The organism is Paenibacillus sp. FSL M7-0802 (assembly GCF_038004945.1).
In the GTDB taxonomy this organism is placed as follows: Bacteria; Bacillota; Bacilli; order Paenibacillales; family Paenibacillaceae; genus Paenibacillus; species Paenibacillus polymyxa_B.
Genome location: NZ_JBBOSD010000001.1, coordinates 3019795 through 3031627 on the forward strand (window position 1 = coordinate 3019795; position 11833 = coordinate 3031627).

Here is an 11833-nt window from a genome sequence, read left to right on the forward strand (position 1 = left end):
CGACTCACCATCATTGCCCGGCATGGGACACTTCAGGAGTCTAAGAGAGGTACTCGAACATAGCGGTTCAACACAAATTGCACAGCTCCTGCAAATGGGTACAACATTGCGCAAGAGCTGTGCGATATTTTTTTAAGGATTAAGGCAATATCCCAAGTGTGAAAGTTAATTGCCAAGCAATCTTACTTCATGCACCGTCGGGGTATACCAGTTGTTCGGATTATTGAAAAGCACTGCATTTACAAGGTTAATTCGCACGTAGCGAGCTTGAAAATTGACTTTGTCACTGGTAAAACCATACGTGGTATTACCTGTGCGATCAATCGTGAAGTAGTTAACTCCATCCGTGCTGTATTCAATTTTATATTTGTAATACGCTTCAGATCCTTTGTACATAAACCATGAAATTTCCACTTCGCTGATGGTCTTGGTACTGCCTAAATCGACCTGCCACCAAGCGGGCCAGGATGCAGAAGCAGCCTTCCACGAGGTTTGGGCGTTGCCGTCGTTCGCCAGTGAAGCTGGAGAACTGGATGCGGCTGAGCTAGCAGTCGCTGTTTTGCCCTGTGCGTGATTCACAAGGGACGGCAGGATTACTGTGCCTGTCGCAGCATCCAGATCCCAGCTACTGTACCAGTTCAGGGTTGCTGTTTTGTTGGAGTCATTCAGAGTTAGTGGCAACCAGATGAATTTGTGGTCGCTCAGATTGAGCGGATTCCAGCGGTCGCCCATATAGATGTAGCTGGTTCCTGCGCTACCCGTAACCGTGGCGATGGAATGGATTTGCGAGCCGTAAGCCGCTGGATCACCGAAGGGCGACAGAGCAGACCAGCTTCCAGTCATGGAACTGGCGGTTGCGTAAGCGCCCTGATTCGGATACCAGCCAGATGCCTGAGAGGTGAACAGGTAGTAGATATTGTTCTTTTTCACAACAGTAGGAGCTTCGCGATAGCCATTTTCAAAAATCCAGCCAACGAACGCCTGCACACCTGTATAATCGGCTGTCAGCTTGAAGATCGCCATCGTATCATTGGCGCCGCCATTTTTACGGGAAGCTGTAATAAGGTAGCCGCTACCGTCCGTATCCGTGAACACCGTCATATCACGAGACTCGTAATTCAGTGGGCGGAAGCTGCCTTGGTAGGCAAAATTTCCGTCGGGTGTATCGCTGGTAGCGACGGCTACACGACCTAGTGAGTAGTCCGTGCCATTTTCATAGTGCGCCCATAGTACATATTTTCCGGTGGTTTTGTTGTAGATAACTTTGGGACGCTCGATTTTGCTCGAATTCAGCTCAGGGGCGGAATCTTTGGTGAGAATACTGCTGCGGAAGGACCAATTTTTCAAATCGGTTGAGGTATATACGTTCACTTTTTCAAATTTCCAGTTTTCGGCGTGCTCGCCGTACCAATAATAAGTAGAACCTACTTTTAGAATATTACCGCTGTTCGCCTGAATCGGGTTACCTGCGGTGTCTTTCCAATCCGCTCCGTTCGTAATGGCTGTGCTTGCTGTTGCGCTCAGGGATAGTTCAGCATTGGCGACGTCCAAACCATTCAGCGCTTGGTTCACCTCGGTCCCGTAGGTTGCTTGCGTAACGCCTGTTGTATTGGCGTGTGCTGTATCGGGTTGAAGACCCGCACTGGCCACTGCGAATAGGATACAAATCCATGCGGCTAACCATTTGCTGCTGTTGATCCACTTCACGATATCATCTGCCTCCTTTAACACGGATAGGATGGGTCGGAATGGCTTGTCCGGCACCTCATTTTCGATTTTACCCTAATTGGAAGCGTTTACAAGTGGAATAAATTGAAGTCTTTAGCATGGTGAAACTGTTGTTACGAGAAAGGACAAATCTGATCACTGCATACAAAATAGGTATATAGATATTTGAAACTTTGGGGAAAGCTCGTCAGTTATGTGGGAAGCGTTTGTAATTGTGCGTTTTGTCATTGACACGTTCACATTATTTTAAATTTAAAGTGACTGGAATCACATAAACGGTTACTTTATGTGGGTATACTTGCTTTAAATTGAGGGTTACAAATGGGACATATATTGAAATACCCTTTGTTATCTTATTTTGGAGAGAAGAGGGATACAAAGATGCTAAGTGAGCAAACCATTGCAACGATCAAATCGACTGTACCTGTTTTGGAGGTACACGGAACTACAATCACCAAGCGTTTTTACCAGATGATGTTTGAGGCCCATCCCGAGCTTCTCAATATATTCAATCACGCGAATCAGAAGCAAGGACGTCAACAGGGAGCGCTGGCCAATGCTGTATACGCGGCTGCACAGCACATTGACCGTCTGGAGGAAATTCTTCCGGTGGTACGCCAGATTGCACATAAGCATCGCAGTTTGGGAATTAAGCCCGAGCATTATCCTATCGTCGGAAAATATCTGCTCGCTGCGATCAAGGACGTACTGGGAGATGCGGCTACAGACGAGATCATTGCCGCATGGGCCGAGGCCTATGGTGTGATCGCTAATGTATTTATAGACGTGGAAGCTGAAATGTACAAGGAGGCTGGACAGCAGCAGGGAGGCTGGTCAGACTTTAAGAGCTTTGTTGTGCAGAAAAAGGTTAAAGAAAGCGACCAAATTACGTCCTTTTATCTGGTGCCGCAGGATGGACAGGTGTTGCCTGAATTCGAGCCCGGACAATATATCAGCTTAAAGATGGAAATCCCGGGAGAACATAATACCCACATTCGTCAATACAGTCTTTCGGATGCACCGGGCCAACCTCACTACCGAATATCTGTAAAGCGAGAGGATGCTGTAGAGTCCCGTCCGGCAGGTAAAGTATCCGTGTATCTGCATGAGCAGGTGCAAGAGGGCGATGTGCTTCAGGTATCTGCACCGGCGGGTGATTTTACGCTGGATCGGACAGATCGTAGATCTGTCGTGCTGATCAGCGGAGGGGTCGGACTAACCCCGATGGTTAGTATGCTGGCTTCCTTGGTGAAATCTGCTCCGCATCGGCCTATCACCTTTGTCCATGCAGCAGTCAACGGAGATAACCATGCTCTGCGCAATGAGGTGGAAAAGCTGGTCGCCATACATGCACAGGCTGCAGTTCGCTGGTGTTACAGCAGACCAACGGAGCAGGATCGGCTGGCACAGGCTTTTCACAAGGAAGGCCGTTTGGATCTGGACTGGTTGCAATCCGTGATACCGGAACGTAACGCACATTATTACTTTTGCGGCCCTGAGGGATTCATGCAATCGGTATACGGCCTGTTGAAGGAGTGGAATATCCCTGCTTCGGATATCCACTATGAATTCTTTGGCCCTGCCAGCGCATGGGAAGCAGAAGCACAATAAGACATCAAAAAAGACGAAGGATATTTGTCCTTCGTCTTTTTTTGCGATGATTACAATGGGAAATCCTGCTCATTGGGTACTACTTTTCAAAGTGCACTCCTGTTTTCATAACAAGGGAGTACGCAAAAATTCCATACCTCGCGGCATATATGGGCGCAAAGCCTCCGGAATACGGATCGAACCGTCCTCTTGCTGGTGATGCTCCAGCAACGGGATCAGAATCCGGGGCGAAGCAACCGCTGTGTTGTTGAGCGTGTAACAATATTTCAGCTTGCCGTCCGCATTGCGGTACCGGATGTTGGAACGGCGCGCCTGGAAATCAAGCAGCTGGGACGACGAATGTGTCTCGCCGTAAGCCTGGCGGCTGGGCATCCATGTCTCAATGTCCACCTGCTTGTAGGTTTTTTGCGCCATGTCGCCTGTACAGACAGCTATCTTACGGTAGGGCAGCTCCAGCAGTTGAAGCAGGTCTTCCGCATTGCGCGTAATTTCCTGAAACATCTGTTCCGAAGCGTCCAGGCTGGCTTCGCAGATGACGACCTGCTCAACCTTGGCAAACTGGTGCACACGATACAGTCCGTGCACATCCCTTCCGGCCGAGCCAACCTCATTGCGGAAGCATACGGACACGGCTGCCAGCCGAATCGGGTCCGTAACATCCACGATCTCACCGCTGTAATACGAGACCAGCGGCACTTCCGAAGTGCCTACAAGCCACTGATCCTCTCCTGAGATGCGGTACGTCTGATCCAGTCCGAGCGGGAAAAAACCAGTGCTGCGCATCGCCTCTGCACGTACCATCAGCGGAACATCCAGCAACTGGAATCCACGTTCAGTCAGCAGATCGACCGCAAGCTGCTGCACAGCCCGATGCAATGCAACCCCTGCTCCCGTCAGATAATAATTACGGGTACCAGCTGTTTTGACACCCCGAGGGACGTCGATAAGCTTGTGAAGCTCACCGAGCGCCATATGATCCTTTGGTTCAAATTCGAAGTTCGGAACCGACCCGACCCGCTCCAGTTCCACATTATCCTCATCCGATCTCCCCCGTGGTGTATCTGGCGATACGATATTAGGCATCAGAAGCAAGAGCTGTTGAAACTGTTCCTCTACTTCCTGTTGCGGGGTTTCCAGAAGATCTAGCCGTCCGTTAATTTCTTTAACCTGCCGCTTCGCCCCTTCTGCCTGTTCACTCTGGCCGGCATGGATTAGCGCGCCAATATCCTGACTACACTGATTACGCTTCTGTCGAAGCTGTTCCACTTCCTGAAGTAGCTGTTTTCTCTGATCATCCAGGGTCAACAGCTCCGCGACCGATACCTGTATTCCTTTGCCGTCTGCTGCCGTCTGAACTTGCTCTTGATGCTCTCTGATCCATTTGATATCCAACATGACACCGCACTCCTTTTCAGATAAAAATACAAAAAGCGCCCTCATCCACATGGGACGAGGAGCGCTTTGATCTCGCGGTGCCACCCAAATTGACCAGACAGCATGACAGATGTCATAACTCTCCAATCCACTTTGCTCCGCTGTAACGGGCGGGTCCGGTTTACTTAGGTACATATCGCCATATCCTACGCTAACGTATGGTCCTTGGCGTAAACGCCTCCGAGTTGGATGCTCTTCATAGGCATAATATCGTTTGCTTTTTTGTAAGTATACGGATTTTTGGCAGGGTAATCAAGGGCATGAGTCTGCACATTGAATTAATTCCTTTTTTCATCGTGATCTTTCCAATAAAAATAAATACACAGCGTAATTAAAATAAGTGGAAATAAGTAAAAGGCATCATTATAGCCTACAGAATGGCTGACTCTCAAATCGTATAAAAGCCAAAACATAGACATGCTTGCTATCAAAGCTATAGTGCCACTTATTGAATACATGTATATCTCCTTTCAATTTGGATTTCATGTTTGCGAAGGGGAAAGGTAGGCTTTATTTCATATGTATATCCATTCTACTTCATCTGCGATCATGAAACTGGAAGAATATTTAAGTAAAAGCCCCAATTTAACGTCCAAAATGGGCTATAGTCTCTATAATGCCTTTTTAATTTCATGTAAAATGTAATGATTACCAAAATGGACAGCGATGGAGGAGAACATGGAGGATTTTAAAGATCGTTTACATACGATCCGCCAAGAACAGAACAAGCTGCTCAAGGAGTATCAAACATTAATCGCGGACTATGAAGCCTCAGATATCATTCTGGAGAATGAGGTTCTGCGAAAAAAGTTCGAGGATTATCAGGCTCGCTGCATTCACTTGGAAGAGCGAGTACGACATATTGAGCAGGAAAATGGAAAGCTGCGCACTGCGCTGACGGAGCAAATGCTGAGTGAAAAGGCGAATATGATCCGCATTTCGCGTGAAAAGCTGGAGACCTATTTTGCTTCCAGAACCGCAGAAGGGAAAAATCGGCTGACATCCTTTGAATATGGGGCTAAAAACCGGGTGGACCAGCTTATTCAGCAGACTACGCATGAGCTTAAAGAAGATCAGGACGAGATCGTCGCCAGATTACGACTGTTCTCAGAGGAGATTCGTGACCGGATCATGGAACAACGCGAGCGGTTTCAGGAGGCCGAGCGCCAATTGCTTCAGCAGACGGCAAGCGAGTTCCAGCAGTTCGGAGAAGAAGAGATCAGCGAGGAAACGATGCAGAAGCGCATGAAGCAAAATCAGTTTGAAATGAAGCTAGGCTTGAACTGGATCAACAAGCTGGGGATTTTGCTCATTATATTGGGTGTGGGAGCCGCTTTTAAATACTCATACTCGAACTGGTTTACAGGAAATATGAAGGGCGTGGCCTTCTTTCTGCTAGGAGCGTTGATGCTGGGCGGCGGGGAGTGGCTGTACCGCAAGCAGAAGCAGACCTTTGCGCTCGGTATTTTGGGCGGCGGTATTTCTGTGTTGTACGGATCGATTTTTTACAGCTACTTTTTGTTAGAAATCATAGGAATGTATACAGGCATAGGCTTATCCGTACTCGTTACGGTGACCGCTGTGCTACTGTCATTAAGGTATGAATCCCGAACGATATGCTCTTTTGGTTTAGTAGGGGGATATCTCCCGCTCTTTTCCTATATGGCAGCGAACGGACTGGAAGGGAACGCCGTGTATATCGCCATGGGCTATTTGTTCCTGTTAAATTTGCTGATTCTGCTTGTATCCTTCCGCAAACGGTGGGTCGTCGTGCAATATATCAGCTTTTTACTTAATACGCCCTTGATGATTGTGCTGGCGTGGTTATCGGAAAGTGCCGTAGCGAGCATGCTGTATGCAGTCATTACATTTGCGATGTACCTCGGGATGACGCTGTGGGTGCCGTTCCGTTTAAAATCAAAACTGTCATGGCTGGATTTCTCCCTTTTGGCTCTGAATACAGTCGTGAGCTGTTCCGTTCTGTATTCTCTGTTCGGCGATGCAGGCCTGGATGATTATAAAGGCTTGCTGGCTCTCGTCTTTTGCTTGGTGTACGGGGGTCTGGGACAAGGGGTCCGTCGATATATTCCAGAGGAGAAACAAACCAAAATATTATTTTATGCGACTTCGTTGACCTTTGCCATCCTTATGGTGCCGTTCCAGTTTGGAGTTAGATGGTTATCCATGGGCTGGTTGATCGAAGCGGTTCTTCTTACATTATATGGGCACCGTTACCGGTTGAAGGAATTGGAACGAGCTGGCTGGGGCATTTTATTACTGTGTCTGGGCGCATTCTTTTTCGTCGATTTCCCTATATATCTGTTGTCAGGATTTGAAACAGACTATTTTGGACTCAAATATACGCTCATTACACTGGGAATGTTAATCGTTACCGTCTTCTATGCGAGTGAATTTAGCCGTCCGAATGCTTTCAAAAACAATCGTTTGTACGAAATGCATATCATGCAAGGATTTAAATATGTAGCTTTGGTGAACGTGTATTTCTACCTTTTGTATGAAGCCGGGCATTGGTATAACATCGTTGTATCCGACGGGTTTGTCCATTACACCTTGTACAAAGTGTTGTTGTACACCTGCGTATCGCTGGTGTTGGCTTATTTCCTGCCTAAGGTGAGGTTGCTGTATGATCGGGTGATTAAATACTACAGCTTGGCGTTGTACGTCATAGGCTACGCGCTGGCACTGGTGATCACCGTAACGGTTCCAACCTTGCATGAAAATTATGCACAAAATACGGCTGCTGATTATGTGGCGTTAGTGGTACTCGCAGCCTTTAATGTGCTGGTATTCTTCAGCAGCAGGGATTTTCTGAACGCACTGATGACCCGACATTATAGAAGCAATGAGTTGTATCCGGTCATTATGGGTGTATATTTGCTGGGTATCATAACCGCCTTTCTCGGAGTTCAGTTCCGCCTGGGGGATGCTGGTCTTGTGTTCAGTCTGGTGTATTTGCTGCTGGCCATTTTGTATATTGTATACGGCTTCCTCAAGCGAGTGGTCTACATTCGCAGATTTGGATTGGGCTTGACCTTGCTGTCGACAGGTAAGCTGCTGTTGTATGATCTGCACCTGTTAACGACGGGGAGCACGATTGTAGCCTACTTCTCTTTTGGTGTTGTACTGTTGGCGATTTCGTATATTTATCAAAAAGTATCTAATCGCATGGGAGAGACCATAATAAAGAAGGATGTTGAAGAAAATATGTAGTTTTCTGTTGTATTTTGTAGATACGGAACATTATGAAAATAAATCCGGTAATAGTGAAAAATTATGCATGACCTTACATCCTACTTACGCTATAATGAGTAAAAATTATTTATGTACGCATGCTCATGTTTATGCGTAAGTAGAGAGAATGAGGGGGATATAATGAATTTGAGCAAGGGGCAGAATAGCCTGTCTGATAAAAATGAACGCTTCTCGTCTGCTGGATTCATATTGGCGGCGATCGGGAGTGCGGCAGGACTAGGTAACATATGGAAATTTCCGTATATTACAGGACAATATGGCGGAGCTGCATTTTTCTTATTGTTTATTGTCTGCCTGTTGCTTGTTGGTTTGCCTGTACTTTTAGCAGAGCTTGCGCTTGGTCGTGCAGGTCGAGGAAGTGCTGCTTCTGCAATGGTAAAAGTAGGCGGTCACCCGATTTGGGGCAAGATGAGCATTATGTTTGTTATCGTGCCTTTTGTTATCTTATCGTTCTATGCCATTGTAGGAGGCTGGACACTGCATTATGCCGTAGAGGCATTTAGCGGAAATCTGTTTTCAAATAATGATTTTGCTGGACAGTTCGCTTCTTTTTCCTCCGGGTATGCGCCGTTGGTTTGGCTGTTAGTTGTTTTTGCATTTACAGCAGTCGTGGTTACTCTTGGGGTATCAAACGGGATTGAAAAGTTCAATAAAATTTTGATTCCTGCCAAGGTCATCCTGTTGCTCGTGTTGATGATTAACGCTCTTATGCTGCCAGGCTCTGGTGCGGGCGTATCCTTCTTTCTGAATCCCGACTTCTCTAAGCTAAGTATAGAGTCTGCATTGGTTGCTTTGGGACATGCCTTCTTCTCACTCTCACTGGGGATGGGAATTATGATCACGTACGGTGCGTACGTGGATCGCCGTCAATCGCTGGGTGGAGCCATGCTGGCAGTTGGTGGCGGAGATTTAATCTATGCGTTTATCGCAGGTATGATTATTTTCCCTACAACCTTCTCCTTCGGAATTAACCCAGCTCAAGGACCATCTCTGGTTTTCATTGCTTTACCGGCTGCTTTCTCGGCAATGCCTTTTGGTGCATTCTTCGGCGGTTTGTTCTTTGTACTGCTGGCGGTTGCTGCATTAGGTTCTATGGTATCCTTGCTGGAAGTTCCAGTAGCCTATGTCATGGAGCGTATGCGTTGGAGCCGGGTTCGCTCTGTCATCGTCGTATCGGTCCTGTGCTTGATGCTGGGCGTCCCTTCTGCATTGTCCATGGGCCTGGTGCCGGAATTAAAAGTGGGGGATAAATCATTCTTTGATTTCGTAGACTTCACCGCTTCCAACATCTTCTTACCGTTAGGCGGTTTGTTGATTGTTATATTCACAGGTTATTACTGGAAGACTGCGGCTGAGCATGCGAACATCAAACCCTTCTGGTTCAACGTATGGTTATTCGGTCTTCGGTATGTTGCACCGATCCTGATGTTGTTGGTCTTCCTTCATACCTCAGGTATCATCAAATTTTAAGAGCATAGAATACTAATAAAAAGGCATTTTCTTCCTAAGGGAAGAGATGCCTTTTTTTGTATATCTATCAGTGGTTACCTAACTGTGGAAAGGAATGATATAATAAAAACATTGTCATTAATTTTAACTTCATTGAAATCATTACGATTATGAAGTTTTATATAATGAATGAAAAGGCTACAGGGCATCGCACAGACGATGTGCAGGAGAGGGAAAGGGCAGAAGAGCATTGAAACAGACAGGGAGCTTGAATTTGCAAGAAGGACGGCGGCTGAAATGAAGTCTAAGCAATTGCCGTCACAACGTCGTTATATGCCAGGTTTGGATGGATTAAGAGCGCTGGCGGTCATCGCAGTCATTGTGTATCATCTGAATCCGGATTGGTTGCCGGGTGGTTTGTTGGGTGTAGGCGTGTTTTTTACTTTGTCGGGGTATCTGATTACAGATATTTTGGTGAGTCAGTGGGATACATATCATAGTTTTAAAATGAAAGATTTCTGGTTGCGTCGTGCCAGAAGGTTGCTGCCTGCCATGTTGACGGTTGTGGCTGTCATTGTCCTGTGCTCGTTGCTTTTCGATCCGTCACGGCTAACGGCCTTGCGCGGAGATGTACCTGCCGCATTGGTGTATATGAGCAATTGGTGGTTTATCTTCCATCAGGTTTCGTATTTTGAAAGTTTCGGCCCACCTTCTCCGCTCGGGCATCTGTGGTCGCTGGCGGTGGAGGAGCAGTTTTATATCTTATGGCCTTTACTGCTGGCGCTTGGGCTAAAATTCATGCCCAAGCGTATTGTGCTCGCAGGCTGGGTGACTTGTCTGGCGTTAATATCTGCACTCCTGATGGCAGTGATTTACGTACCAGGAAGCGACCCGAGCCGGGTGTATTATGGCACGGATACGCGCGGATTTGCTCTGCTGATCGGTGCGGCGCTGGCCTTGGTATGGCCAAGCGGCAAACTGAAAGAGCAAGCTTCTCCTAAGGCGCGTATGCTTCTGGACAGCATCGGTGCAATAAGCTTGCTGCTGCTTTGTCACTGGGCGTGGGCCTCGAATGAATATGACCCATCTCTGTACCGGGGCGGCCTGCTGGGCATAGCTTTGGTCACTGCTATTGTGGTCGCAGCGTTGGCACATCCGGTAAGCCACCTTGGTCGTCTCCTTGGAATCAAGCCGCTACGCTGGATTGGAGCCCGTTCCTATGGACTGTATCTGTGGCATGTTCCGGTTATTACGCTAACGACGCCTCAAGTAGATACCGATGGCGTGCATGTGATGCGTATCATTTTACAATTGCTAGCTACCGTATTGCTGGCGTCTCTCTCATTTAAATATATCGAGGAGCCGATTCGCCGTGGAGGATTCCGCCACTGGATCACAGAAATCCGTTCAGCGGTTCGTAGACAGGCGCGGTGGAGATGGATGCCTACAACTACAGCGGCTGTGCTTTTTGCAGGTATTCTCGTGGGTACCGTCCACCTGTACGTGGCGTCTCCTGACGCAACGATTCAGGCAGCATCAAGTGATGAGAAGCCAGTCGCAAAGGCAAAGGCGATGCCGCCGCTTCACGGAACGGTATCCGTGGCTTCCAAGGAGCCCAAAGCCATCAAGCTGCAAGGGTCCGAGGGCAGCAAGGTGCAGATCCCAGTCCCGTCTCAAGCCCAGACGCCTAAAAACACGGCGGTCCAGGCTGGTACTACGGACGATGTTACGAAACCGTCGGAACCTTCGGACAAACCCAAAAAAGCTACGCCTATTACAGGTGATGGGTCGAGTGTGACCGCCATTGGAGACTCTGTCATGTTGGATGTACAGTCGTACATTCAGGATTCCTTCCCGGGAGCTGTTGTAGATGGACGGATCGGCCGTCAGATGGCGGAGGCGCCTGCCGTACTGGAGCAGCTAAGACAGAACGGACAGCTGGGTAAGACAGTTATTATTGAGCTGGGCACGAACGGCGCTTTCACCAAGGATCAGTTAGCGAATTTGCTGGCCAGTCTGAAGGATACGAAGCATATTATACTCGTGAATACCCGTGTGCCTCGGCCGTGGGAGAGTATTGTGAACAAGCATCTTGCCGAAGCAGCGTTGCAGGACCCGCGAATTACAATGATTGACTGGTATGCAGCTAGCTCTGGTAAAAATTCATATTTCGAGCATGACGGAGTACATTTAAAACCTAGTGGTGCTAAAGCTTATGCGTCCTTGTTGGCTCAGGCCTTAACGAAGCAATCGTAATAAACTGCAATGATACTCATAAATTATGCAAATGCAAGACAAGAAAGCCACCGGGAGTAGGTTGTCCTCTGGTTGAAGTGCA

General features: G+C 47.7%; 6 protein-coding genes. 4 read left to right on the top strand and 2 right to left on the bottom strand.

The window, feature by feature from the left end; translation table 11 throughout:
* Positions 1–165 precede the first annotated feature (165 nt).
* Complete coding sequence (locus MHB54_RS14090) at positions 166–1707, bottom strand: family 43 glycosylhydrolase (RefSeq protein WP_264454389.1); 1542 nt, start codon at positions 1705–1707, stop codon at positions 166–168.
* A 402-nt stretch (positions 1708–2109) separates the two neighbouring features.
* On the opposite strand from MHB54_RS14090, the gene hmpA reads away from it, so the two are divergent.
* Complete coding sequence (gene hmpA / locus MHB54_RS14095) at positions 2110–3339, top strand: NO-inducible flavohemoprotein (RefSeq protein WP_264454390.1); 1230 nt, start codon at positions 2110–2112, stop codon at positions 3337–3339.
* A 105-nt stretch (positions 3340–3444) separates the two neighbouring features.
* Here hmpA and serS read toward each other — a convergent pair whose 3' ends face one another.
* Positions 3445–4734 (bottom strand): serine--tRNA ligase, encoded by a 1290-nt coding sequence (serS, locus tag MHB54_RS14100; protein WP_264454797.1) that lies wholly within the window; start codon positions 4732–4734, stop codon positions 3445–3447.
* Between the two features lie 717 nt (positions 4735–5451).
* Here serS and MHB54_RS14105 point away from each other — a divergent pair.
* The 3 genes from MHB54_RS14105 (at position 5452) to MHB54_RS14115 (ending at position 11751) form a co-directional block, all read left to right on the top strand.
* Positions 5452–8004, top strand: coding sequence for a DUF2339 domain-containing protein (locus MHB54_RS14105; RefSeq protein WP_264454391.1), 2553 nt, complete (start codon positions 5452–5454; stop codon positions 8002–8004).
* Positions 8005–8166: 162 nt separating this feature from the next.
* A complete protein-coding gene (locus tag MHB54_RS14110; protein WP_013312591.1) occupies positions 8167–9516 on the top strand; it encodes a sodium-dependent transporter in 1350 nt (449 codons plus the stop codon).
* 276 nt (positions 9517–9792) lie between these two features.
* Positions 9793–11751: an acyltransferase family protein gene (locus MHB54_RS14115; protein WP_023990954.1), complete on the top strand. Its 1959-nt coding sequence runs from the start codon at positions 9793–9795 to the stop codon at positions 11749–11751.
* The last annotated feature ends 82 nt before the right edge of the window (positions 11752–11833 follow it).